Source organism: Streptomyces sp. DSM 116793 (assembly GCF_057320905.1).
Window position 1 is genome coordinate 3,890,424 of sequence record NZ_CM170494.1, and the last position, 25,472, is coordinate 3,915,895.

General features: G+C 72.7%; 19 protein-coding genes. 9 read left to right on the forward strand and 10 right to left on the reverse strand.

Annotation, left to right across the window (positions count from 1 at the left end; translation table 11 throughout):
• Positions 1-79: 79 nt before the first annotated feature.
• A complete protein-coding gene (locus ACSMXW_RS15050; protein ID WP_485806868.1) occupies positions 80-1,393 on the forward strand; it encodes a L,D-transpeptidase in 1,314 nt (437 codons plus the stop codon).
• A gap of 216 nt (positions 1,394-1,609) precedes the next feature.
• Positions 1,610-2,413: a DUF6227 family protein gene (locus ACSMXW_RS15055; RefSeq protein WP_485806870.1), complete on the forward strand. Its 804-nt coding sequence runs from the start codon at positions 1,610-1,612 to the stop codon at positions 2,411-2,413.
• A 604-nt stretch (positions 2,414-3,017) separates the two neighbouring features.
• On the opposite strand, the gene ACSMXW_RS15060 is transcribed toward ACSMXW_RS15055, so the two are convergent.
• From ACSMXW_RS15060 to ACSMXW_RS15075, 4 genes are all read right to left on the reverse strand, one after another.
• Complete coding sequence (locus tag ACSMXW_RS15060; protein WP_485806872.1) at positions 3,018-5,213, reverse strand: PTS fructose transporter subunit IIABC; 2,196 nt, start codon at positions 5,211-5,213, stop codon at positions 3,018-3,020.
• Complete coding sequence (gene pfkB, locus ACSMXW_RS15065; protein WP_485806874.1) at positions 5,210-6,193, reverse strand: 1-phosphofructokinase; 984 nt, start codon at positions 6,191-6,193, stop codon at positions 5,210-5,212. The genes ACSMXW_RS15060 and pfkB overlap by 4 nt, the downstream gene beginning before the upstream one ends.
• Positions 6,190-7,080 (reverse strand): DeoR/GlpR family DNA-binding transcription regulator, encoded by an 891-nt coding sequence (locus ACSMXW_RS15070; protein WP_485806876.1) that lies wholly within the window; start codon positions 7,078-7,080, stop codon positions 6,190-6,192. The genes pfkB and ACSMXW_RS15070 overlap by 4 nt, the downstream gene beginning before the upstream one ends.
• Positions 7,081-7,608: 528 nt before the next feature.
• A complete protein-coding gene (locus ACSMXW_RS15075; protein WP_485806877.1) occupies positions 7,609-8,616 on the reverse strand; it encodes a sigma-70 family RNA polymerase sigma factor in 1,008 nt (335 codons plus the stop codon).
• 214 nt (positions 8,617-8,830) lie between these two features.
• Between ACSMXW_RS15075 and ACSMXW_RS15080 the strand changes: the two genes are divergently transcribed.
• Both ACSMXW_RS15080 and ACSMXW_RS15085 read left to right on the forward strand, forming a co-directional pair.
• Positions 8,831-9,379, forward strand: coding sequence for a GNAT family N-acetyltransferase (locus ACSMXW_RS15080; RefSeq protein WP_485806879.1), 549 nt, complete (start codon positions 8,831-8,833; stop codon positions 9,377-9,379).
• Positions 9,380-9,645: 266 nt separating this feature from the next.
• A complete protein-coding gene (locus ACSMXW_RS15085) occupies positions 9,646-10,170 on the forward strand; it encodes a MarR family winged helix-turn-helix transcriptional regulator (RefSeq protein ID WP_485808051.1) in 525 nt (174 codons plus the stop codon).
• A gap of 234 nt (positions 10,171-10,404) precedes the next feature.
• Here ACSMXW_RS15085 and ACSMXW_RS15090 read toward each other — a convergent pair whose 3' ends face one another.
• Complete coding sequence (locus ACSMXW_RS15090) at positions 10,405-11,973, reverse strand: MFS transporter (RefSeq protein ID WP_485806880.1); 1,569 nt, start codon at positions 11,971-11,973, stop codon at positions 10,405-10,407.
• 490 nt (positions 11,974-12,463) lie between these two features.
• Entirely contained in the window at positions 12,464-13,084 is a 621-nt protein-coding gene (locus ACSMXW_RS15095; protein WP_485808052.1) for a TetR/AcrR family transcriptional regulator, read from the reverse strand.
• Positions 13,085-13,701: 617 nt separating this feature from the next.
• Here ACSMXW_RS15095 and ACSMXW_RS15100 point away from each other — a divergent pair.
• The gene (locus ACSMXW_RS15100) at positions 13,702-14,940 is read left to right on the forward strand and encodes a M6 family metalloprotease domain-containing protein (protein ID WP_485806882.1); all 1,239 of its coding nucleotides are present in this window, start codon (positions 13,702-13,704) and stop codon (positions 14,938-14,940) included.
• A gap of 413 nt (positions 14,941-15,353) precedes the next feature.
• Here the strand turns inward: ACSMXW_RS15100 and ACSMXW_RS15105 are convergent, their stop codons facing one another.
• Both ACSMXW_RS15105 and ACSMXW_RS15110 read right to left on the reverse strand, forming a co-directional pair.
• Positions 15,354-15,914: a DUF2267 domain-containing protein gene (locus ACSMXW_RS15105; protein WP_485806884.1), complete on the reverse strand. Its 561-nt coding sequence runs from the start codon at positions 15,912-15,914 to the stop codon at positions 15,354-15,356.
• Between the two features lie 236 nt (positions 15,915-16,150).
• Positions 16,151-16,585: an Hsp20/alpha crystallin family protein gene (locus tag ACSMXW_RS15110; protein ID WP_485806886.1), complete on the reverse strand. Its 435-nt coding sequence runs from the start codon at positions 16,583-16,585 to the stop codon at positions 16,151-16,153.
• 266 nt (positions 16,586-16,851) lie between these two features.
• Between ACSMXW_RS15110 and ACSMXW_RS15115 the strand changes: the two genes are divergently transcribed.
• Positions 16,852-17,649, forward strand: a complete 798-nt coding sequence (locus ACSMXW_RS15115; RefSeq protein ID WP_485806888.1) for a type III effector protein — start codon at positions 16,852-16,854, stop codon at positions 17,647-17,649.
• Positions 17,650-18,233: 584 nt separating this feature from the next.
• Here the strand turns inward: ACSMXW_RS15115 and ACSMXW_RS15120 are convergent.
• The gene (locus tag ACSMXW_RS15120; RefSeq protein WP_485806889.1) at positions 18,234-19,166 is read right to left on the reverse strand and encodes a ketopantoate reductase family protein; all 933 of its coding nucleotides are present in this window, start codon (positions 19,164-19,166) and stop codon (positions 18,234-18,236) included.
• Between the two features lie 554 nt (positions 19,167-19,720).
• Between ACSMXW_RS15120 and ACSMXW_RS15125 the strand changes: the two genes are divergently transcribed.
• The 3 genes from ACSMXW_RS15125 to ACSMXW_RS15135 all read left to right on the forward strand — a co-directional run bounded on the left by ACSMXW_RS15125 (position 19,721) and on the right by ACSMXW_RS15135 (position 24,406).
• A complete protein-coding gene (locus ACSMXW_RS15125) occupies positions 19,721-20,101 on the forward strand; it encodes a peptidase inhibitor family I36 protein (RefSeq protein WP_485806890.1) in 381 nt (126 codons plus the stop codon).
• A gap of 320 nt (positions 20,102-20,421) precedes the next feature.
• On the forward strand, positions 20,422-22,761 hold the full coding sequence (locus ACSMXW_RS15130) for a galactose-binding domain-containing protein (RefSeq protein ID WP_485806892.1): 2,340 nt from the start codon (positions 20,422-20,424) through the stop codon (positions 22,759-22,761).
• Between the two features lie 547 nt (positions 22,762-23,308).
• On the forward strand, positions 23,309-24,406 hold the full coding sequence (locus ACSMXW_RS15135; protein WP_485806894.1) for an esterase-like activity of phytase family protein: 1,098 nt from the start codon (positions 23,309-23,311) through the stop codon (positions 24,404-24,406).
• Between the two features lie 131 nt (positions 24,407-24,537).
• On the opposite strand, the gene ACSMXW_RS15140 is transcribed toward ACSMXW_RS15135, so the two are convergent.
• A complete protein-coding gene (locus tag ACSMXW_RS15140; RefSeq protein ID WP_485806896.1) occupies positions 24,538-25,431 on the reverse strand; it encodes an amidohydrolase family protein in 894 nt (297 codons plus the stop codon).
• Positions 25,432-25,472: the final 41 nt, after the last annotated feature.

Below are 25,472 nucleotides of genomic sequence, written 5' to 3' on the forward strand. Positions count from 1 at the left end.
CTACCCACAACGGAGCAGATCACCTGGATCGCCCGGGTCGCGAAGATCGCGCTTATCACGGACCAACTGGAGCAAACTCGTGACAACGCAGGACATGGTGGGGCAGAGGGCGGCGGAGCGGGAGACCGCCGTACGGGGTGTCCAGCCGGTGCGGCCGAGCCGCGGGCGTGCCGCCCGGCGGGCTCTGCCGGCGTGCGCCGTGCTCGCGGTCGGCGCGCTGACCCTGACCGCCTGCGGCGGCGACGCCTCGGCGGACAACAGCAAGGGCAGCGGTCACCAGGGGAGTGCGAGCGGCGGCAGGAACTCGGGGCGCATCTCCACCGCGAAGATCGCCATCTCGGCGAAGGACGGTTCCACGGACGCCTCGATCAATGCCACCGGTGTGAAGGTCAGCGGCGGCAAGCTGACGAAGGTCAGCATGACCGAGGCGGTGAGCGGCCGGTCGGTGCCGGGGACGATCTCGGCGGACGGCTCGGTCTGGAAGCCCGACGACCAGCTGGAGCGCGCCACCCAGTACCGCATATCGGCCACGGCCAAGGACGCCAGGGGGCGCCCGGCGGCGGCCAACGCGCAGTTCACCACGGTCACTCCGGCCCACAGCTTCATCGGCACCTACACTCCGGACGGCGGCACGACGGTCGGGGTCGGCATGCCGGTCTCGTTCCACTTCGACAAGGCGATCTCGGACAGGAAGGCGGTGCAGTCCGGCATCGACGTGACGTCCGGCAGCGGGCAGGAGGTGGTGGGCCACTGGTTCGGCGCCAACCGGCTGGACTTCCGGCCGCAGTCGTACTGGCGGGCTGGTTCCAGGGTGACCGTGAGGATCCACCTGGACGGCGTGGAGGGCGCGAAGGGGGTCTACGGCGTGCAGGACAAGACGGTGACGTTCACCGTCGGCCGGTCCCAGGTCTCCACGGTGGACGCGGGCACCCAGACGATGACGGTGGTCAGGAACGGCAAGACCGTCAAGACCATCCCGATCTCGTCGGGCAGCCTGCAGCACACCACCTACAACGGCCGGATGGTGATCTCGCAGAAGTTCACCCGGACCCGTATGCAGGGGTCCACCGTCGGCTTCGGCGGGGAGTACGACATCCCGGACGTCCCGCATGCGATGCGTCTGACGGACTCCGGCACCTTCATCCACGGCAACTACTGGTACGCCCGCGGCAACCCGCCGTTCGGGCGGCAGGGCACGAGCCACGGCTGCGTGGGCCTGCAGGACGTGCGGGGCGGCGGGGCCGCCACCCCGGCCGAGTGGTTCTTCGACCACTCGCTGATCGGGGACGTCGTGACGGTGAAGAACTCGCCGGACAAGACCGTCGCCCCCGGCAACGGGCTGAATGGCTGGAACATGTCGTGGAGCGCCTGGAAGGCCGGCAGCGCACTCTGAGGCGGGCGTCCGCGAGCCCGGGCGCGCGCGGCCGGCATCCGAGGCCCGACCGACCGCGCCCGGACCGGCGCCCGCACCTGAACTGCCCGTCCGCGGGGGCCAGATGAGGAACTTCTCGCGCAGACCGTGCGTTTTCCTGGTTCCTGGACATGACGGCCCGGGAAGGGGCTACGGTATGCACTCACGAGGTGACATGTAGCAACGCCGGGAGAAGCCTTGAGCGTTCCGTACGAAACAGCGTGCGAACCAGCCGAGTCGCCGGAGACTCCGGAGGAGCAGCTCGCGCGGCTCCTCGGGCGCGCCCTGAACTCCTTCGAGCTCCCCGACGAGATCCTGCGCCGTCTCGACACGGCCCTCGCGTACGACGGCTCACTGCACTCCGCGCACCACAGCGGCGGCCTGCACCGGCTCACCTACCGGCACACCTGGCTGCTCACCGACGGCAGCGCCGTCACCCTATGGGAGCTGGTCCACAACACCCCCCTGCCGCCCGAGGCCACCCCCGGCGCCCCGGAGACGCCCCGCTCCGAGCCGCCCACCGGTTCGCGCCCCGAGCAGCACGAGCTCTATGCCGACGAGGCAGAGCTCCGTGCCGCCGTGGCGCGGCTGCCGCTGCCGGCGGACGAGCCGCAGGACTTCGATCCGCCCGTACCGGTGCAGAGCCCACCCGTCCCGCTCACCCGGCACGCCTACGTCCCGGACAACTCCGCTGACCACGCCCGCCGCGTGCTGCGGCGCGCGGAGAACGCCGACCGGCCGGGCCTGGACACCTTACGCCTGCTCGGTACCGCCTTCGCGCACCAGATCACACAGGCGTTCGGACGCCCCGTGCCGCCCGGGGAGGCCTGGCTGGGGTACTCCCTGTACGAGCACGCCTTCCTGCTGGCGGACGGCCGGGAGGTCAGCCTCTGGGAGGTGGAGCACACGGCCACCCCCGACGGGCGACACATGTGCGAGGTCTACGCCAGCGAGGCCGAGGCCCGCCAGGCCATGGCACTGCGCGCCTCCCGCACCCCCTGAGGACCTACCCCACGGCACCGGCACGGCCGGCTCAGCGGCGGCCCTCGGTGAACTGCCGCACAAGACCGGCGAAGGCCGCACGCTCCGCGGGAGTCAGTTCCACGGTCTCGGTCGGGGGCACCACCTGACGCGGCATCGCATGAAGGGCCTGTACCCGCCGCCACCCGGCAAGACCCGGCCGGTCCCGGCCGCTGCCGCGCTCCGGCACGGCAGGTCGGCGCCCCCGGTGCGGCAGGCGTCCACCGTGCGGCCGGGCGCGTTCCGCCTGTCGTTCCCGGCCGGACGGGTGCGACGGACGTACCCTGGGGTTCGTCCGCACCATGCGGGCGAGCCGGGCCAGCCCGCGTGGCACCGCGGTGCGCACAGCGTTCACGGCGGTGGTCGCCGCGGTCAGAACGACCTGCCCCAAGCGCCGAATTGTCGAGACGTGTTCGGACATATCACCCAGTAGACCGCATGATGCCGGCACCTGACAGGCGATTATGAGACAGAACGGCGCGAAGCGATTTCCGCACCCCCTCCGGAGCGCGGGGAACCGCGCGGCCACCCACGGCCCGGCCACCCACGGCCACCCGGCCGGGTCCAGGGGCCACCTCCGACGGCCTCAAGGCAGGGGACGAGGGCCCGTAGGGGCTGCTTCTGCCGTCTGCGGGCCACCGGCCGGTGGGGCGTCGCTCGCGTGGTTCCCCGCGCCCCTTCCGGGGCGCGGGTCACGTGCGGCGGTGGACCGCGCGGCCCTGGCCCCCTTCAGCACCACCACCAGCGCCGTGCACACGCACACGCCGGCCGCGATCGCCACCAGGTAGAACAGCGGCCCACCGATCAGCGGCACCACGAAGATGCCGCCGTGCGGCGCCCGGAGCGTGCAGCCGAAAGCCATCGAGAGGGCGCCCGTGACCGCGCCGCCCGCCATCGACGAGGGGATGACCCGCAGCGGGTCGGCCGCGGCGAACGGGATGGCGCCCTCGGTGATGAAGGACGCGCCGAGCAGCCAGGCCGCCTTGCCGTTCTCCCGCTCGGTGCGGGTGAAGAGCCGGCCGCGCACCACGGTCGCGAGCGCCATGCCCAGCGGGGGCACCATGCCCGCCGCCATCACCGCGGCCATCACCTTGAGGCTGCCGGTGGTCGGTCCCGCAAGGCCGCCCACCGCGAAGGTGTACGCGACCTTGTTCAGCGGGCCGCCGAGGTCGAAGCACATCATCAGGCCGAGGACGACGCCGAGGATCACCGCGTTGGCGCCGGACAGGCCCTTCAGCCAGTCCGTGAGGGCGCTCTGCAGGGACGCGATGGGCTTGCCGATCACCAGATACATCAGGAAGCCGACGACGATCGACGACACCAGCGGCATGACGACCACGGGCATGATGCCGCGCAGCGGAGCAGGGATCCGAAGGCGTTGCAGGCCCAGCACCACCGTGCCGGCGATCAGGCCGGCCACGAGGCCGCCGAGGAAACCGGCGTTGATGGTGACCGCGACGGAGCCGCCGACGAATCCGGGGACGAGGCCGGGGCGGTCCGCCATCCCGTAGGCGATATAGCCCGCGAGCACCGGGATGAGGAAGCCGAAGGCCAGGCCGCCGGTCTGGAAGAGCAGCGCGGCCCAGCTGGTGTGGTCGGTCCAGACGAAGTGCTCGGCGACGGACGGGGCCTTGTCGATGCGGTAGCCGCCGATCGCGAAGCCGAGCGCGATGAGGAGGCCGCCCGCGGCGACGAACGGCACCATGTAGCTGACGCCGGACATCAGCCAGGTGCGGAGTCTTGTCCCATACCCATCGGTGTGCGCACCGGCGCTCTCCACGGGCGTGCGCGCTGCCGCGCCCCGCCCGGACTCCCCCGCGCCGGCACCTGTCCCCGCGGTCCGGTGCGCCGGCGCGTCGCCCGGCGCCGGCGTCGTGCCGTGGGCGGCCAGGGCGCGGGCCTCGGCTATGAGGTCGGCGGGGCGGCTGATGCCCGCCTTCACGCCCACGTCGACGGTGGGCTTCCCCGCGAACCGCTCCTTCTCGCGTACCGGCACGTCATGGGTGAAGATCACCGCGTCGGCGGCGGCTATCACCGCGGGGTCCAGCCGGGTGAAGCCCGCCGAGCCCTGGGCCTCGACGGACAGTTCCACGCCCGCCGCGCGTCCCGCGTTCTCCAGCGCCTCGGCCGCCATGTACGTGTGCGCGATCCCGGTGGGGCAGGAGGCCACGGCGACGATCCGGAACGGCCGCCCTCCGGCACCGTCCGCCGTTTCGGTCCCCACCTTGGTCCCGGGCACCGCCTCCGTCCCGGACCCCGCCTCCCCCGCGTGCGCGTCCGGCTCCGCGTCCGTCTCCGCCTCCGCGTCCGCCTCCGCCTCCGCGTCTGCCTCCGCAGCAGGCTCCTCGCCGCGGATCAGTGCCGCGGCCCGGGCCGGGTCGTCGGCCAGGCGGAGGGCCGCGGTGAAGTCGGCGTCCATGAGCCGGCGGGCCAGGGCGGAGAGCATGGTCAGGTGCGCGTCGTCGGCGCCCGCCGGTGCGGCGATCAGGAAGATCAGGTCGGCGGGCCCGTCGGGGGCGCCGAAGTCGATGCCGCCGGCGCTGCGGCCGAAGGCGAGCGTGGGCGCGGTGACGTGCGCGCTGCGGCAGTGCGGGATGCCGATGCCGCCCTCCAGGCCGGTCGGCATCTGCGCCTCGCGGGCGGCCACGTCGGCGAGGAAGCCGTCCAGGTCCGTCACGCGGCCGAGGGCCGCCATCCGTTCGGCGAGGGTGTGTGCCGCGGTCTCCTTGGTGTCGGCGGACAGGTCGAGGTCGACCAGGTCCGCGGTGATCGTGTCGCTCATCGCGGGCTCCTCTGTTCGCGTGCGGACGGGTTCACGGGGCTCGGGACGGCGAGGGGCCGCTCCAGGGGCACGTCCCTGGTGACCGTCACCGCGGACGGCACGAGGTCGGACGGGGTCGGCATGGCGCTGCCGGGAAGCCGGACCGCCGCCGTGCCGTGGGCGGTGGACGAGGCGAGCGCGTCCGGCCCGGCGCCGCCGGCGGTCAGGAACCCGGCGAGCGAGGCGTCCCCGGCGCCGACGTCGCTGCGTACGGCACCGGCCGGCGCGGTGCCGTACCAGGCACCGGAGGCGTCGACGAGGAGTTGACCGGCGGCGCCCAGGCTGGCGAGCACGGCGGCGGCGCCCAGGTCGCGCAGGTCCTCGGCGGCCTTGAGCGCGTCGCCCACCGTGGCGAGCGGGCGCCGCACGGCGGCGGACAGCTCGGCGGCGTTGGGTTTGACGACGTCCGGTCCCTCGCGCAGCGCGGACAGCAGAGCGGGGCCCGAGGTGTCCAGCGCGATCCTGGCGCCGGCGGCATGGGCGCGGGCCACCAGCTGCGCGTACCAGTCGGGTCCGAGGCCGCGCGGCAGGCTGCCGCAGCAGGCGATCCAGCGGGCGCCCGGGGACCGCTCGGCCACGGCGCCGAGCAGCGCCTCGGCCTCCTCGGGGGTGAGTTCCGGGCCCGGCGCGTTGATCTTGGTGAGGGTGCCGTCGGGTTCGGCGAGGGCGATGTTCGACCTGGTCAGGCCCGTGATGGGGACGGGGGCTGCCTCGATGCCCTGGGCGGTGAGCAGTTCGGCGACCAGGGCGCCGGGGGCGCCGCCGAGCGGGAGCACGGCGACGGTGCGGCGGCCTGCGGCGGCCACCGCTCGGGAGACGTTGACCCCCTTGCCGCCCGGGTCCATGCGCTCGCCCTCGGCCCGGACGATCTCGCCGCGGTCCAGGGACGGCACCTCGTATGTGCGGTCCAGGGAGGGGTTGGGCGTGACGGTGAGGATCATGCGGGCGTCTCCCCTCCCGCCGGGCCCGGGGCGCTGTCCGGCGGCTCCGGGTGGCCGTCGGGCGGTGTCGGGTCACCGTCGGGCGGTGCCGCGCGACGTGCCGGCGGTTGCGGACGGCCGTCGGGTGGGACGCGGAGGACCTCGGTTCCGGCGCGTTCGATGGCGGCGGCGTCCAGCGGGGAGAGGCCGGTGTCGGTGATGAGGAGGTCGACGTCGGTGAGGCCGGCGAAGCGGGCGAAGTGCTCCTGGCCGTACTTGGCCGAGTCGGCGAGCAGCACGACACGGCGGGCCGCGGCGACGGCCGCGCGCTTCACGGCGGCCTCGGCCAGGTCCGGTGTGGTCAGGCCGCCCTCGACGGAGAAGCCGTTGGCGGCGAGGAAGAGGACGTCGGCGCGGATCTCGCCGTAGGCGCGCAGCGCCCAGGCGTCCACGGCGGCACGGGTACGGTGGCGCACCCGGCCGCCGACGAGGTGGAGCTGGATGCCGGGGTGGTCGGCGAGCTGGGCCGCGGTGGGCAGGCTGTGCGTGACGACGGTCAGCGTCGACTCCAGCGGCAGCGCCGCGGCCAGCCGGGCGACGGTCGTCCCGGCGTCCAGGATCACGCTGCCGTCGGTCGGCAGCTCGCCGCGGGCGGCGCGCGCGATGCGGTCCTTCTGCTCGGCCGCGGTGCCCTCGCGCTGTGCGAGGTCGGGCTCGAAGTCCAGGCGGCCGGCCGGAATGGCCCCGCCGTGCACCCGGCGCAGCAGGCCCGCCCGGTCGAGGGCCTTCAGATCGCGGCGGATGGTCTCCGCGGTGACCTGGAAGGTGTCGCTGAGCGACAGCACGTCGACCCGGCCGCCCTCGCGGGCGAGTCGGAGGATTTCCTGCTGCCGCTCCTGGGCGTACATACGCGGGCGCCGCTCTCGTTCCGGTCGTTCTGGGCCCTTCGGGCGCCGATTCGTTCCGTCGCATGCCCGAAGGTGTGGTTTTCACAGGAGGGTACGACCGTGACCAGCACAAGTAAATACGCCCGGACACCATCCGGACACAAACGGACATGCACAGCCGCCCCGGCGCCAACGGGAGCACGGGCCGGTGAGCACCACGCCACCCCCGAAGCGCACCCTCATGGGCTGGGCGGCCCACCTGAGGGGCGCGGGGAACTGCGCGAACGACCACGACGCCCCCGAGGCGAGCCACCGGCCCAACCGCAACCGCCACCCCACCCCCACGCGGCGGAGCCGCACATACCGCTCAGGGACGAAAGGGGCGAGCCCCGACGCCAGGGGGGAGGCGCCGGGGCTCGCGGGGGGGGCATGTGCCCCCCCGGGAAGCGCTGCGGTGACGGGGGATTTCCCCGCAGCGCTGGTCTCGGTGGTCGTATGCGGTTGTGCGGTTACGCGGTTACGCGGCTGTCCGTCGTGGACCGCGGCGGCTCACGCCGCCGCGTCGAACCCGGTGTCCCGGGCCAGCTTCTTCAGCTCCAGCAGCGCATGCTTCTCGATCTGCCGGATGCGCTCACGCGTCAGCCCGTGCTCCTTGCCGACCTCCGTGAGCGTACGCTCACGGCCGTCCTCGATGCCGTACCGCATCTTGATGATGGAGGCGGTGCGGTCGTCGAGCCGGCTGATCAGCTCGTCGAGCTCCTCGCTGCGCAGCAGCGTCAGCACGGACTGCTCAGGGGAGACCGCGGAGGTGTCCTCCAGCAGGTCGCCGAACTGGGTCTCACCCTCGTCGTCCACGGACATGTTCAGCGAGACGGGGTCACGGGCCCAGTCCAGGACGTCGGTGACGCGCTCCGGGCTCGTGCCCAGCTCGGCGGCGACCTCCTCCGGCTCCGGGTCGCGGCCGTGCTCTCGGTTGAACTCGCGCTGCACGCGCCGGATGCGGCCCAGCTCCTCCACCAGGTGGACGGGGAGCCGGATGGTGCGGGACTGGTCGGCTATCGAGCGGGTGATCGCCTGGCGGATCCACCAGGTGGCATAGGTGGAGAACTTGAAGCCCTTGCGGTAGTCGAACTTCTCCACGGCGCGTACCAGGCCTGCGTTTCCCTCCTGGATGAGGTCGAGCAGCGGCAGACCGCTGCGCGGGTAGCGGCGCGCGACGGCGACGACGAGACGCAGATTGGAGCGGATGAAGATGTCCTTGGCGCGCTCGGACTCGGCGATCAGCGCCTGCAGTTCCTCATGGGTGGCACCGGCCTTCTCGGCCGCCTTGCTCTCCACCTCTCCGTCGAGAATCTGCCGGGCGTACACACCCGCCTCGATGATCTGCGACAGCTCGACTTCCTTGGCGGCGTCGAGCAGCGGCGTACGCGCGATCTCGTCAAGGTACATGCCGACCAGGTCGCGGTCGGCGACCTCGCCGCCTACGGCGCGAACACTGCTTGCCGTCTCAGTGCCACCCGAGGTGGACTGGCGACGGGCGACGGCACGGGTTGCCATGCGTGCTCCCTTACGGTGGTCAGGTCGGTACTCAGCAGTTGTCAGTAGGCTCAGCAGTACGTTCCGCGGTACGTGACGTGCTCCTTCGTGCCGGACACCGGTCGGGTGCCCTGCATCCGATGGAAACAACGACTGGAATCCGGACAGAATTCCCAACCCGCCCATCAAATTTTCTGATCATGCAGTATCCTGCGCTCGCACACAGGGAGGTCCGTTGCCCGCTCACCCCCCGGAAGTCCAGGTCAGACCGGGCGGCGAGGCCGACCTCGGCACCCTCACGGACATCTACAACCACTACGTACGCGAGACGGCCATCACGTTCGACACCACGGTCTTCACCCCCGGGGAACGGCGTCCGTGGCTCCTCTCCCACCCTGAAGACGGTCCGCACCGCCTCCTGGTTGCTCAGGAAGGCATGTCAGGCCCGACCCTCGGTTACGCCACGTCCAGCGCGTTCCGTGCGAAGCCCGCGTACAGCACCTCCGTGGAGGTGAGCGTGTACCTGGCGCCGGACGCGGTCGGGCGCGGCGTCGGCACCCTCCTTTACAAGCGCCTCTTCGAGGCCCTCGCCGACGAGGACGTGCACCGCGCCTACGCCGGCATAGCCCAGCCGAACATCCCGTCCACCCGGCTCCACGAGCGCTTCGGCTTCCGGCACCTCGGCACGTACCGGGAGGTGGGCCGCAAGTTCGGCAGGTACTGGGACGTGGCCTGGTACGAGAGGGAACTGCCCGCGGTGCCCGCGGCGCCCGGGGCGCCCTAGACGGCGGCCGCCGGGAGCGTGACCGCAGGTCCGTGCGCCTTATTTACACAAGGTCGTCACGGGAGGGCCCACTCGTATATGCAGGCTTGTTACATATGACGCCATCCGGTCCCTACAGTGGTGACATGACTACGGCTCCCGCATCACCACCCGTCCGGGGACCGCAGGCCGAGCGGCGGCAGGCGAGCGGTGGGCCGGGCCCGTGCGGGCCCGGCGGTCCACAGGGCACCGGCGATCCACAGCACACCCGCTGCCCGCAGCAGGCCATACCGGAGCAGGCGACCGGACCCTCCGAGGCCGGCGCCGGGCGGGCGGGGCAGTGGCTCGACGCCGAGCAGCAGCGCATCTGGCGGTCCTATCTGAACGCCACCATGCTGCTCGACGACCACCTGGACCGTCAGCTCCAGCGTGACGCGGCCATGCCGCATGTGTACTACGGCCTGCTGGTGCAGCTCGCCGAGGCGCCCAGGCGGCGGCTGCGGATGACCGAACTGGCCCGCCGGGCCAAGATCACCCGATCCCGGCTCTCACACGCCGTCGCGCGTCTGGAGGAGCACGGGTGGGTGCGCCGCGAGGAGTGCCCCTCGGACAAGCGGGGGCAGTTCGCCATCCTCACGGAAGAGGGCCGGAGGGTCCTGGACCGTGCGGCGCCCGGGCACGTGGAGGCGGTGCGGCAGGCGCTCTTCGACCGGCTCAGCCGGGAGCAGCAGCGGGCGCTCGGGGAGATCATGCAGGTGATCGCCGACGGGCTGCAGCCCACCGTCGGCGCGGACCTGCCCTGGCTCCGCTGAAGCCAGGACAGATCTCTGTTCCGGGGCCGCCCCCGGTGCCCCCCGGGTTCCGGGGGCGGCCCCGGGTGCCCCGGTGCCCCGCAAGGGGCGCGGGGAACTGCGCGACAAGCCCCCACCGGCTGGCGGCCGACGACGACACCGCAAGGGACCGGACCCGATAGCCCACCGCAGGCGCGTCGTGGTTGCTCGCGCAGTTCCCCGCACCCGGGCCCCCGCCCCGGCAGAGGCGACCGTTCAGTGGGCGATGACCGGAACGTGCACCTCGTCCTCCGCACCCTCCGCCGCCGCACCGGAGCGCGTGCCGCCCGAGGCCGCCGGGCGGCTGGTGCCGGGACGGCCGGTGGTGACGAAGGTGAACGCGATCACCGCGGCGATCAGCAGGATGCCGACGGCAACCCAGATCGCGCTGGTGTACCCGTGCACCATGCCCTGCAGCTGGAGAAGCTGCCGCGCCGGCCGGCTGGTGGCACCCGCGGCGTGCCCCGCGAGGTACGACGCGGTCGCCGAGGCCGCGATGGTGTTCAGCAGAGCGGTGCCGATGGCGCCGCCCACCTGCTGGGAGGTGTTCACCATCGCGGAGGCCACACCCGCGTCCCGCGGCTCGACACCGTGCGTCGCCAGCGCCATGGCCGGCATGAACGCCGTACCCATGCCCAGGCCGAGCAGCAGCATCGCCGGCAGCAGCAGCCCCGCATACGAGGAGCCGACGGTCAGCTGCGTGAGGAGCAGCATGCCGATGCCGGCGGCCAGGAAGCCCGGGCCCATCAGCAGCCGGGGCGCGACGCGGGTCATCAGCCGGGCGCCGATCTGCGTGGAGCCGGTGATCATGCCGGCGATCATGGGCAGGAAGGCGAAGCCCGTCTCGACCGGCGAGTAGCCCTTGACGATCTGAAGGTAGAACGTCAGGAAGAGGAACAGGCCGAACATGCCGATGATCGCCAGGCCCAGCGAGAGGTAGACACCCGCACGGTTGCGGTTGGTGACCACGCGCAGCGGCAGCAGCGGCGCCTTGACCTTCGCCTCGGTCACCGCGAAGGCGGCGAGCAGCACGACCGACGCGACGAACAGGCCGAGCGTCACGGGGTCGGTCCAGCCGCTGGACTCGGCGTGCGTGAACCCGTACACGAGGGTCACCAGGCCGAGGGTGGCCAGCACCACGCCCGGGATGTCCAGCGGGGCGCGGTTGCGCCCGCCGGCGGGCTCACGGATCACCAGGAGCGCGCCGAGGGCGGCCACGATGGCGAACGGGACGTTGACGAAGAACGTGTAGCGCCAGTTCAGGTACTCGGTGAGGAAGCCACCGAGGATCAGGCCGACGGCACCACCACCGCCCGCGATCGCACCGTAGATGCCGAACGCCTTGGCGCGCTCCTTGGCGTCGGTGAACATCACGGCGAGCAGGGAGAGCGCCGCGGGCGCGAGCAGCGCGCCGAACGCGCCCTGGAGCGCGCGGGCGCCGAGCATCATCACCTCGTTCTGCGCCGCGCCGCCCACCGCGGAGGCGAGGGCGAAGCCGGCGAGGCCGGTGACGAAGGCCCGCTTGCGCCCCCACAGGTCGGCGATGCGCCCGCCGAACAGCAGCAGGCCGCCGAAGGCGAGCGCGTAGGCGGTGATGACCCACTGCCGGTTGGCGTCGGATATGCCCAGGTCCTGCTGGGCGGACGGCAGCGCGATATTCACGATCGTCGCGTCGAGGACGACCATGAGCTGGGCCAGGGCGATGAAGAAGAGGGCGCGCCAGCGGCGGTTGTCGGCGTCCTGCCGCTGCGCGTGACGTCCCTTGGCAAGGACGGTTTCGGACATGAAAGTACCCGTTTCGGTAGGTCGCAAGATCGTGACGGTAGGGAAAAGTGAGGTGAAAAGGAGAGCGAAGACGCGGCGACTTCAGCGATGCCGGTGACATCGGTGACGCCGGTGGCACCGATCACGCCAGTAGCACCGCTGACGCCGGTGGCATCGGTGACGCCGGTGGCACCGATGACGTCCGTGACGCCAGTGACATCGGTGATGCCAGCGATGCCAGTGACGCCAGCGCCGCCAGTGATGTGGGTGACGCCGCGGCCGTGGGGTGCCAGCGACGTCAGTGGCCTCAGGGACGGATGAGACTCGGCGGAGCCGCGGAACTCATCGCTGCTGTCCCCTGGTGGGCCACTGAGGGGAGGGATGTGGCTGGTGGGAGCCGTCCGGGCGCCGCACTGCGCCGGGACGGAGGTGGGACACCGGCCACGGATGGCCGGTGCTGTGTGCTGCCGGCCAAGGGTGGCCGGGGTGCCGGTTCAGGCGAGTCTCAACGTCAGGCCTGTTGTCGCAGATCCTCCAGGGTGGCGGCCGTCCCGGGCAGTTCCGACCGGGCGGGCGCCATCAGGCCGTCCACGAAGAGCTGAAGATGGCGGTGGACGAAGCGGTCGATGCCCGAGCAGACGGTGCCGGGCAGTGGTCTGGTCAGCTGGGAGAGGGCCACCAGCAGGTCCCCGACGGCGACGTCGGCGCGCAGCTGCCCCGCGTCGCGCGCCCGCTCCATGAGGGTGTCGAGGACGACTTCGAGGCGGAGCCGGGACGCGGTGAGGTCCGGGTGGCCCTTGTCGAAGCCGGCCGCGAGCAGCGGACAGAGGGCACCGATCCGCTCGTCGGCGGCGGCGTGCACAAACCGCCGCAGCTCGACGAAGGGATCACCGTCCACGGCATCCGCGGCGGCGACGGCCCGCTCGGCGATGTCCGTCACGCGGTCCAGCACGGCGACGACGACCTGCCGCACCAGCTCGGTGCGGTCGGCGAAGTGGCGGTAGACCGTGGCATTGCCGACGCCGGCCCGGCGGGCGACCTCGTCGAGCGGCACCTCCGCGCCGTACTCGACGAACATCTCGCGGGCCGCGGCGATGATCCGCTCACGGTTGCGCAGGGCGTCGGCGCGCATCCGCGGCACCTGCCGCGGCACCTGACGCTGCACACTGGTGGCGGTGGCGGTCGTCACGGCTGCCTCCTTCGCTCCGCCGCGGAGTGCCCGATGCGCTCCGCGTGTCCCGTCTGCTCTGTGATCCGGTCTGCTCCGCCCTGAAGGAACGCTCTCGTTCCGTACGGACACACGGTTAAACGGGGATCCCATCCCCGGTTATTTCCCGGCGTTTCCGTGACCTGCGTCACATCCCTCTCCCTCCGGGAGCCCGCCCCGAAAAAACCCACGTTCGGTCGCACCCAGCGAGCGGACCCGGAGCCACCGGCACAGGGTGATCGGACAGGGTGCAGCCGGGCCGGCCGGCTGCCGCGGGCGGAGCGGAGGGTCATGCGATGCAGCCGGCCAGCCGTCGTAACCGTCACGGTCGTCACAATCGTTCCGGCCGCCGCATACGGGCCCCCCGGTCACGGGCCCTTCATCCCCGAGCCCTCCGTTCCCGGATTCTCGGTCCGCGGGTTCTCGGTTGGCGGGTTCTCGGTTCGCGAGTCTTCCGCCCGCGGATCCTCCGTCCGCGGATCCTCCGTCCGCGGGCTCCCGGCGCGCGAGCCCCTCGTCCGCGGACGCCTCGTCGCCGTTCGGTGCTGCTCGCCGCGCTCGTCTCACCGGTCCTGGCCGTCACGGTCTCGGCGAGCACCGCCCCGCCGCCCGCGGGCGCGGGCACCGCCACGGGTCCCGTCGCCCTGCCGCGTACCAGCGCGCTCGGCCCCTGCATGATCGGTGGCGCCCTCGGCGTGCAGATGTCCGAGGGCGTGCCCACCCCGCCGGGCTATGTGCGCTCCACGGGCGTGGTGCGCGCACTGAACCTGATGATCGACTTTCCGGACGCGCCGGGTCAGGGGCGTGCCCTGGACCGCCTCGACGAGTTCTTCCCGCAGACCCGCGCCTGGTTCCGCACCGCCTCGTACGGCCGTCTCGACTACCTGCCGCGCGCCCCCATCCCGCACTGGCTGCGGATGCCCAAGGCCTTCAAGGCGTACGGCATCGAGCGCGGCGCCCCCTACGAGCCGGGTTACCGGGGGCTGGTCGACGACATCATCAAGAAGGCCGACCCGGTGGTGGACTTCCGCGCATACGACCTGGTCAACGTGCTGATGACGCCGAATGCGGGGCCCTCGGCGCTCAACACGGTGCTGTCGGTGACCTTCGCCGGCAACCACGACGCACCCGTGGCGGACGGGGTGCCGCTCTCCAACGCCTCGTTCATCTACAGCCGCCAGGACGACGGCTCCGGCTCCTACGCGCGGACCGGCTACCGGGTGCTGCCGCACGAGAACGGGCACATCTTCGGACTGCCCGACCTCTACACCCGCCAGGGCGGCGGCGCGGTGGGCCACTGGGACATCATGAGCGAGGACTGGGGTGCCAACAACGACCTGCTGGCCTGGCACAAATGGAAGCTCGGCTGGCTCGACGACGACCAGGTCGACTGCGCCTCGCCGCCGGGGACGAGTGAGCACGTGCTGACGCCGCTGGCCCGCACGGGCGGGAGCAAGCTGCTCTTCGTCCCGCTCGGCGGCACGGCGGGGCTCGCCGCCGAGGTCCGCACCCATGCGGGCAACGACGAGGCGGTCTGCCGGCCCGGCGTGCTCGTGTACCGCGTGGACGCGGACGTGGACACCGGCGAGGGTCCCGTCACGGTCTACGACGCCACCCGGCACAGCGGCGGCTGCACCCGCAGCCCCAATGTGCACGCGGAGCTGTCCGACGCGACGTTCACCCCGGGCGGGACGTTCCGCGACCGTGCCTCCGGGGTCCGGATCAGGGTGCTGTCGGTGGACGGCGACGGGAACTACCGGGTGCGGGTCACCCGGCGGTGAGCGGGCGGTGCGCCGGGGGCGGCGGGGGCGCCAGGGGGTGTGGGGGGTGCGGCCGGGGCGGGCCGGTGGGCGCGCCGGGGTGCGGGCGGGGCGAGCCGGTGGGCGCGCCGGGGTGCGGGCGGGGCGAGCCGGTGGGTGCGCCAGGGGTCAGCCGGTGGGTGCGCCGGGGGCGCATGCGGTGTTCTTTCGCGGCTGCGCACCGGGGCGGGCCTCCGGCCCGGGGGCGGCAGGCGCCTCCATCAGGGGCCGGGAGGCTCCGTCCCGGGCCGGGGCGAGGTTCCGTCCCGGGCCGGGGCGAGGTTCCGTCCCGGCACAACTCGGACACCGGCCAGCTCAGGTATCCGGACGGTCAGGTATCCGGCCGGCTGGGGGCCCAGCCGGCTGGGGCTCCCGGTCGGCTCGGGTGTCCGGCCCTACGCGCTCGACCCCGCGGCGGCCGGCCGCCTCTGGGGCGTCTCGGCGGGGACGCCGGCGGCCTGAGCCTGAGCGAACACCGAACGGCCCCTGCCGCTCCGGACATACCGGCTCCGTCGGCTGCCCCGGCCGGTCCGGCCGGTCCGGCCGCTCGCGGCGGGGACGGCGCGGGCCGCCGTGAGGTCCGCGACGCCGAAGAGCAGCGCGTAGCCGCGCGGCAGGCCGGCGAGGATCCGGCGGGTGAGCGCGTCGCCCGCGTGCTCCGCGAGGACGGTCAGGACCGTGCTGGTCGCCCAGCGGGCGGTGAGCTGGGGCATGTCGAGGCGGGCGGCGACGGCCGCCACGAACTCGGGCGCGGTCAGCGGCTGGGTGACCGGGATCTGCCCGGCGAACAGCTCCGCGTCGTCCGGCGGGAGCAACCGCACCAATTCGCAGCGTTCGTCGCCGATGACATGACCGCCCAGGACGGTCAGGACGGCGCGCAGCACACGCTGTGCCTCCGCGTCGCTGTCGTACCCGCCCGAGTTGCGTATCCGCTGCACGAGTGTGCGCCGGCTCATGACGTCTGGCTGTCCTTCCTGCTCTGGGTCCTGATCAGGGCCTGCTGGGTTCAGGCTCCTGCTCCGGGGCGTGCCAGGGGGCCCGCTCCGGGTGCTGCTCCGCGCGGGGGAAGCCGGGCCCGGACCGGGCTGCCGTCCCGGCGGGGAAGCCGGGCCGGGCCGGCCTGCCGCCCCGGCGGGGGTTGCCGGCCGGCCGCCCCGGCGGGGGCGGCCCGGTCCGGCCCGGACGGCACCGGTCAGCTGCTGATCTGCCGGGGCTCCGGCGCCGCGTTCACGGCGATCTTGCGGGGCTTGGCGCGCTCCGCGATCGGGATGCGCAGGGTGAGGACGCCCGCGTCGTAGTCGGCCCTGATGTGCTCGGCGTCCAGGGTGTCGGCCAGCACGACCTGGCGCGAGAAGACACCGAGCGGCCGCTCCGACAGCTCCATCTGCACCTGCTCCGCCTGCGCGGAGGGACGGCGCTCGGCCTTGACCGTGAGCATGTTCCGCTCGACGTCGACGTCGATGGCCTCCGGGGAGACGCCCGGGAGGTCCAGGGCGATCACGTACTCGTCGCCCTCGCGGTACGCGTCCATCGGCATCGGCGACGGCCTCGTCCAGGTGCCGGATGTGCCGAGGAGCTGCTGGGTGATCCGGTCGATCTCACGGAAGGGGTCGGTACGCATCAACATCGTGCACACACCTCCGAGTTGTTCCGTGGTCTGCCAATGCGTCCACCTTGCTTTCGGTTGTAGCATGTCATCGGAATGACGACAAGTCGAAACGTCGCTGATCGGACGACACAAGGAAAGTCACCGTTGCGACGACATACCGTGTGAGTGGAGGACGGAGGTCACCGCAGGCACGTCACCCCCTCGCCCAGCAGGATCAGAAGGACCACACCCCCGCGATCAGCGCGCCGTCCGTCCGGCGCACCTACCGGAAGGAGCCGATCACGATGCCGAGCACCGACCGGCCGCCCCACACCGCGTCCCCGGCGCAGAGCCCGCCCGGGGCCGGGACACCCGGTCCACCACGCCCCGCGGAGTCCCCCGCGCCGGCCTCGTTCCTGGCCGCGGCCGCCGCGTTGACCGCCATCGACGAGGCGGTGCGCGCGGCGCAGACCGGGGAGCCGGTTGACGCCACGGGGGCGGCGCCCGCGGCTGACGGGGGCGGACGGCTACCAGAGGGCGCGGGGCCGCTCGGCGACGGCACCGGGGCAGCCGGCCCCGAGCAGGCGCTGACCGCGCTCGTTCTGCTGCGCGAGGTGCGGCACCGGCTCGCGGGGTGGGAGCCGGCGCTCATCGAGGCCGCGCGCGCGGCGGGGGCGAGCTGGGCCGACCTCGCCCGGCCGCTCGGTGTCACCAGCCGCCAGGCCGCCGAGCGCCGGTACCTCCGCCTGCGGCCCGGGGCCGCGGGCAGCACGGGCGAGCAGCGGGTGAAGGCCACTCGTGACCGCCGGGCCGCCGACCGTTCGGTCACCGCCTGGTCCCGTGCCAACGCCACCGGCCTGCGCCAGCTCGCCGGCCAGATCACGGCCCTCACGGACCTCCCCGCGGAGGCGCACTCCCCGGTGGCCCTGCTCGCCCGCGCCCTCGCCGACGATGATCCGGCCACCCTCGTCACGCCCCTGGCCGACACCCGCCCCCACATCGAGCACAGCCACCCCGAACTGGCCGCCCGGATCGCCGCGATCACCCATCGGACGACGGAGCTCCGTCGCGAAAGCGACGATATGCGCCGCGCGAACGGTTGAGGGTGCGCCCTGGGGTCCCACCGGCCGGTGGCCGGTCCTGGGGCCGCAAGACGCTCGGCCCGTGGCCCACCTCAGCCCCGTCGTGGTCGCTCGCGCAGTTCCCCGCGCCCCTTCAAGGCACCGGGGCACAGGTCCCACCGGCCGGCGGGGCAGACCGAGCCCACGAGGGGGCTCGGCCCGGTGGCCCGCCACAGACGACGTCGTGGCTGGTCGCGCAGTTCCCCGCGCCCCCAGGCGGGCCGGGGCAACCCACCAGCCCGCGGCCGAACACGAGACCGCAAGGGGGCACCGCCCTCTCAGGGTCGCGGGGAACTGCGCGACCAGCCCCCACCCGCCGGCAGTCAAGAACGAGACCACAAGAGGCAACCACCTCCAAGGGGCGCGGGGAACTGCGCAACCAACCCCCACCCACCGCCAGTCAAGAACGAGACCACAAGAGGCTGAACCCTATGGCCCGCCGCAGGCGACACGCGGCGTCACGCCCACGCGGCGAGCCGCACAGTCAACGCCGCCCCCACCCTCACGCGTGCCGGGCCACAGCCCCACCGGCCGTGGCCGGAGGCCGCGACCACGAGGGGCGCCGCTTACCGGGGCGCGGTCGCGGCCCGGCCGACGCGGTCGTGGACGCGGAGCGCCAGCGTCGCCGCCTCGGTGAGCGGCACCGCCGTCCCCAGAGCATGCGCCCGCTCACAGAGATCGCCGAGCACCCCCTCGACCTCCGTGCGCCGCCCCGCGACAAGGTCCCGTGCCAGCGAGGACGTCGTCGGGGCGCCCGGCGCCGTCAGCGCGGCCCGGGTCGCCGCCAGTTCGGGGCCGGCGACGGGATGTCCGGCAGCCCGGGCCACACCGGCGATCTCGGCGAGCACCTCCTCGGCGAAGTCCGTGCCGCCCGGCACCGCGACGACATCGCCGACCGGGGCCCGCATCAGCGAGGTGACCGCGCCGAGCGCGGCGATGAAGACCCACTTCGCCCACATCGCGTCGAGGATGTCGCCCCGGCCGTGCACCTCGACGCCCGGCACGTCCAGCGCCGCCACGACCGCACCGACCCGCGGCGTGTCCGCGCCGTCCAGCTCGCCCACCTCGATCCGTACCCCCGGGGCCAGCTGCACCACCGTGCCGTCGTCGCCGAGTTGCGCCGCCACCCAGATGACACCGCCCAGCACCGCGGTGCCGAACCGCGCCGTGAGCGCGTCCATATGGGCCATGCCGTTGAGGAACGGCACGACCGCCGTGTCCGGCCCGACCGCCGGCGCCAGATCGTCCACCACCTGCAAGAGCGCCGCGGCCTTCACCGCGATCAACACCAGGTCGTACGGCCCGTCCAGGCCGTCCGCGGTGACCGCCCCGGGCCACAGCACCCGGGTGTCCTCGCCCACGGCGACCCGCAGCCCCCGGTCCCTCAACTGCTCCGCCCTGCCGGGCCTGACGAGGAAGACGACCTCCCGCTCACCGCCCATGAGCGCCGCACCCACCACACCACCGACAGCCCCCGCCCCCGCGATGAGGACCCTCATGTCGTCGCCTCTCCGGCCGAACCGCCTGTCACCGGCCGCCTGTCACCGGCCGCCTGTCACCGGCCGCCTGTCTCCGGCCGAACCACCGGTCACCGGCCGAACCGCCCGTCTCCGGCAACAGCCCGTCTCCGGCAACCGCCCGGTCACGCTTTCGATAAGGCGACGCTATCCGACAAAGGCCCACAATGGTGCATGACCCGCCACGAACCACCGCTCTCCCCGGCCGGAACAGCCGAACCACCACTCTCCCCGGCCGGAACAGCCGAACCACCACCCTCCCCGGCCGTAACGGCCCGAGGCACCGGCAGGCGCCCGTCGCGGCCGGGGGGGCGCAGACGCGGGCGCACACGAAAGCGGGCACACCGGTGCGCTTCACCCGGAGACGGAACGGTTCGGGAATGTCCCCGGCACCCGACCCAACGCGGACATACTGACGGCGTGCCGCAGGACCGCCCGCCCGGAGCCGCCGGGAGCGGCTCCTTGCCGCGCTCAGCCCCTTCTTCTCAGTCTGTCCGGAGCGGCGCCTGCCGCTCCGGAGGAACAAGGAGTGTGCCATGCGCCGTTTCCGCTCGCTCGCCGTCGCCGCGCTCGCCTTCGCCGCCGCCTCCGGCATCGTCCCGACCGCCACCGCGGCCCCCACGGCAGCCGCCGACGCGGCGGCCTACAACTGCGCCTCGGGGTACTTCTGCATCTACAGCGGCTGGAACGGCGGCGGTACGCGCTGCCAGTGGTCGCAGTCCAAGCTGGCGAACACCGCCGACAACTGTTCGTTCATCCAGCGCGGCACGAACGTCCTCTCCGTGTGGAACAACACCGGCCACCGGGTGCAGTACTACACGCAGACCAACTACAAGTCACGGGTCGGTTCCACGAAGGCCGGCCAGGGCGGCAACCTCCAGGGGAACTACCAGATCCGGTCCTTCCAGCCGCAGTAGCCGGTCGGCACCCTGAACCTCGACCGGTCCCGGACCCCGCACCACGTCCGGGACCGGTCGAACTGCGTTCCGGAGACGCAAGGGACCGACGGCGCGCGCGGCACCTCCGGACAGGGGCGCGGTCCCACCGGCCGGCGACCGGGAGCACGCCCCTTTCAGAGCGTTCGCGACGACTCCTTGCAAGCCTCGGTAGACGACTTCTTGCAAGCTTTCGTAACAGAGTTGCGCGAATTCATAGACTTCCTACGCCCACACTCCTAGCCTTTTCGCGTCCGGCACGTCCAAGTCCCGTTCTCCCCGAGCCGCAAGGATGTGGATCCGTGACCCCACCCCCGAGACACCGCGCGCTGCGCCGCGCGCTCTCCGCAGTCACCTCGCTGACCCTCGTCGCGGCGGGCGTCGCCACCGCGGCGGTCCTGACCGTCGCCGCGCCCGCACAGGCCGCCGGCGTGCCGGCCCCCTCCCCCGTGGGCATATCGGGGCGCGGCGCGTCCGTGCCGTTCACGGAGCTGGAGGCCGAGTACGCGGCGACCAACGGCACCGTGATCGCCCCCGACCGCCTCTACACCCACCTCGCCTCCGAGGCGTCCGGCCGGCAGGCGGTGACGTTGGACGCGACGGGCGAGTACGTCGAGTTCACGCTCACCCAGCCCGCCAACGCGGTCGACTTCCGCTACTCCGTCCCGGACAGCCCCGACGGCACGGGCCGTACCGCCTCGCTCGACGTGCGGGTGGACGGGAGCGTCCTCAAGAGCGTCCCGGTGACGTCCAAGTACGGCTGGTACTACGGCGGTTACCCGTTCAACAACAACCCGGGCAGCGGCAACCCGCACCACTTCTACGACGAGGCCCGGACCCTGTTCGGCAGGACCCTGCCGGCCGGCAGCAAGGTGCGGCTCCAGGTCTCCTCCACCGCGCAGTCGCCGTCGTTCACCATCGACCTGGCGGACTTCGAGCAGGTGGCCGCGCCGATCGGACAGCCCTCCGGCGCGCTGAACGTGGTCACCGACTTCGGCGCCGACCCGACCGGCGCCACCGACTCCACCGCCGAGATCCAGGCGGCGGTCACCGCGGGCCAGCAGCAGGGCAGGACGGTCTACCTCCCCCAGGGCACCTTCCAGGTCCGCGACCACATCGTCGTCGACCATGTCACCCTGGCCGGCGCCGGCCCCTGGTACAGCGTGCTGACCGGGCGGGACCCGGCCAACCGCAGCAAGGCCGTCGGCGTCTACGGCAAGTACGCGAACCAGGGCGGCAGCAGCGACGTCACCCTCAAGGACTTCGCGATCATCGGCGACATCCAGGAGCGGGTGGACGCCGACCAGGTCAACGCCATCGGCGGCGCGCTGTCGAACTCGACGGTGGACGACGTCTGGATGCAGCACACCAAGGTCGGGGCCTGGATGGACGGCCCGATGGACAGGTTCACCATCAAGAACAGCCGGATCCTCGACCAGACCGCGGACGGCGTCAACTTCCACATGGGCGTCACCAACTCCACCGTCACCAACACCTTCGTACGGAACACCGGTGACGACGGCCTCGCGATGTGGGCGGAGAACGTCCCGAACGTGAACGACTCGTTCACGCACAACACGGTGGTGGCCCCGATCCTGGCGAACAACATCGTCACCTATGGCGGGAAGAACATCACCATCTCCGACAACACCATGTCGGACACCGTCACCAACGGCGGCGGCCTGCACATCGCCAACCGCTACCCGGGCGTCAACTCCGGCCAGGGCACCGCCGTGTCCGGCACCATCACGGCCGCCCGCAACACCCTGATCAGGACCGGGAACAGCGACTACAACTGGCAGTTCGGCGTGGGCGCGATGTGGTTCGACGGCCTCAACGAGGCGCTGAACGCCACCGTCAACATCACCGACTCCGACATCCTCGACTCCTCCTACGAGGCGATCCAGACCATCGAGGGCGGCGGGAAGACGCTGAACTTCACCAACATCAACATCGACGGCACCGGCACCTTCGTCCTCCAGCTCCAGGCGGGCGGCGCCGGCACCTTCACCAACGTCACCGCCAAGCACGTGAACGGCCCCTCTCCGATCTACAGCTGCCAGGGGAACGCGTTCGCCATCACCCAGGGCAGCGGGAACTCCGGCTGGTACACCGACAAGCCGTACTGCGGCGGCTGGCCCACTCCGGTGTGGACCAACGGTGGTGTCCCGTCGGACGGGGGCGGCGACCCGGAGGACCCCGGGGACCCCGGCGACCCGGGTGACGGCGGCAACCTCGCCCTGAGCCACCCGGTCACGGCGGGCCACGCGGACGTCTACGTGCCGTCCAACGCCGTGGACGGCAACGCGAGTACGTACTGGGAGAGCCCGAACAACGCGTTCCCGCAGTCCCTCACCGTCGACCTCGGCGCGGCCAAGGCCGTGGGCCGCCTGGTCCTGAAACTCCCGCCCGCCGCGGCGTGGAGCACCCGGACCCAGACGCTGAGCGTGCTCGGCAGCACCGACAACGGCACGTACACCACCCTCAAGGGCTCCGCCGGCTACACCTTCACCCCGTCCGGCGGCAACACCGTCACCGTCACCCTGCCCGGCACCTCGGTCCGCTACCTGCGGCTGACGTTCACGGGCAACACGGGGTGGCCGGCGGCGCAGCTCTCCGAGCTGGAGGCGTACGGCAGCTGACGCCAGCTTGAGGCGTACGGCAGCCGACACCGAGCTGGAGGCGTACGGCAGCCGACGCCGACGCGTCCGCCGCACCGGCGATCCGCCCTCGCACCGGCATGGGGCCGCGACCCGCACCCGGGTCGCGGCCTCCTCGCCGTCCGCCCCCGGCCGCCGCCGCGTCCTTCGCGAACGCGTGAAGCCCCTCGGGGCCCGGCCGAGGACGCTCCGGACGCCGTCCGGGACCCCGGCGCCCGCGCGGCCGCGGTAGCAACCCCCGGAGCACCAGCGCCCCCGGAGCACCAGCGCGACTCCGCGGCCGGCCAGCCGCGGAGGACCGCCGGGTGCCCGCGGTCTAAGATCGGTCGGCGACGCACACCTCAACACACAGACGCACACCTCAGCGCAGACCTCAGCGCAGACCTCAGCGCAGACCTCAGCGCAGACCTCAGCGAACACCTCAGCGCAGACCTCAACCCACACCCGTGCGCACCGGCGGCGTGACCGGCGCGAAGCCGCTCCACGCCCCCGGGCGGAAATCCGTCCCTCTCACGCGGAGCACGCGACCATGCCCCTTCCTCCCCGTGTCGCCGGCATCACCGCCGGTCTGACGATGGCGGCCTGCCTCACGGTCACCGGCAGCGCACAGGCCCACGAGGCACCCGGAGCCGCGGCCGTGGCGCACCCGGCCGCCGCCACGGCCCACGCCTGCTCGCCGTCCACCGGTATCGACTGGTTCTCCGACGCGCTGGACAAGACCACCTTCGAGGGCACCTACGTCGGCAACTTCTCGGCGCTCGCCGTGGACGCCCACGGCACCGTCGACGCCCTGGCCGACCGTTCGTCGCTGTTCACGCTCGACGGCCGGACACTCCGCCCGGAGCACGTACAGCCCCTGGCCGACGAGCAGGGCCGGCCGCTGGACTCGGAGGCCCTGGTCGTCGACCGCGACGGCACGCGCCTGATCACCAGCGAGGTGGAGCCCGGCGTCCGCCGCTACGACCGCGCCGGGCACATCGTCGGCAGCCTGCCTGTGCCCGCTCCCCTCAAGGTGACGCCCGCCGGCCGGGCCACGTCGAACCAGACCTTCGAGGGCCTGGCGCTCCAGCCCGGCGGCCAGGCGCTCGTCGCCTCCATGGAAGGCGCGCTGTCCGGCGACAAGACCGACCTCGTCCGCTTCCAGACCTGGCATCGGACGGGCCGCCGGGGTTTCGCCCCGGGCGCTCAGTACGCCTACCACGTCGACACCGACGAGCACGGCACCGTCCTCGGCGTCTCCGACATCGCGTCGGCCGGCGACGGCAGGCTGCTGGTCCTGGAGCGCGGCTACACCCCGGACGTCGGCAACACGGTGCGCCTCTACCTGGCCGACCCGTCCCACGCGACCGACGTGAGCGGTACGGCGGAGCTGACGGGCCGGCCGGGGATCAGGACCGTCCACAAGACCCTGCTGGCCGACATCGGCGCCTGCCCGTCGCTGGGCGCCACCGCGAAGCAGCCCCAGCCGAACCCGCTGCTGGACAACATCGAGGGCATGACCGTCACCGCCCGCACCCCCGGCGGCCACCTCAGGCTGCTGCTGGTCAGCGACGACAACCAGAGCGACTCCCAGATCACCCGCTTCTACTCCCTGACGGTCCGGCTCCCGGGCGCCGCACAGGGCTGACGCACCAGCCGGGGCGGCGGCACCGCCGGCCCGGCGACCGGTTCGCCGGTACCGGTGTCACCGCGCGGGATTCGGCGGTGTCGCCGGGGACGATCCGACAGTGCCACCGGGGACGATCCGACGGTGCGGTGTCAGCTCTGCCACCGCAGCACGGTCCGGACGGTCCTGCCGAGCAGCCACTCCTTCTCGGACTCGGAGAACACGTCCGAGTCGCGGAGGTAGTGCAGGCTGTGCGAGTACGGCGCCGGGTGGGGCGAGAGCCCCTCCTTGACGGCCTGCGTGTGGTCGCTCGCCCACAGGACCCGCTCCGGGCCGAACGCGTCGACGACCTTGCGGAAGTGCGGCATCAGGTCCGGGTACGGGTACGGTTCGGCCGCGAGCCGCTCGACGTGCGACCACTTCAGGTGGACGTTGCCGTACGAGGACAGGGCGCGGACGGGGTCCAGGCGGCGGTACCGCTCGGTGGGTGAGGCGTCGGCGGCCGGCCAGCCGATGCCGATGTGGTCGACGACGAACGGCAGGTCGGGGAATCGCTTCAGATACGGCTGGAGCGTGTCCAGGCGCGGCGTGATCATGATGAACACGGGCACCTGGTGGGCCTCGCAGGCGGCGAACAGGTCGTTGTAGCCGCCGTCGAGGAAGGCGGGGTCGCGCCAGACGCCACCGTCGACACCGGCATGCACCCGGATCCCCGCACAGCCCGGCCGCGAGCGTATGCCGGCCACGAGCTCTTCGAGCTCGGGATCCTTGTGGTCGACCCGTGTCAACCACACGAACCTGTCCGGGTACCTGGCGGCGGCGAGTTCGGAGAACGGCCGCTCGGGGCGCCAGGCTCCGTTCTCGTGGTAGCCGCCCGGGAGCATGTGGTACTCGTCGTCCAGCCCAGTGAACTCGTCGAGGACGGCGGCGTGCACGCCGACGGCGTCCATCGCGACGACGGTGGCGTCGAGGGTGGCCTCCAGACCGACCTCGCGCCAGTTGGGCCCTATCTGGTTGGCGTGCAACTGCCCGTCAACGATCTCCATTGCGGTCTTCCTTGGTTCCTGGTGCGTTGGGTGCTTGGTGC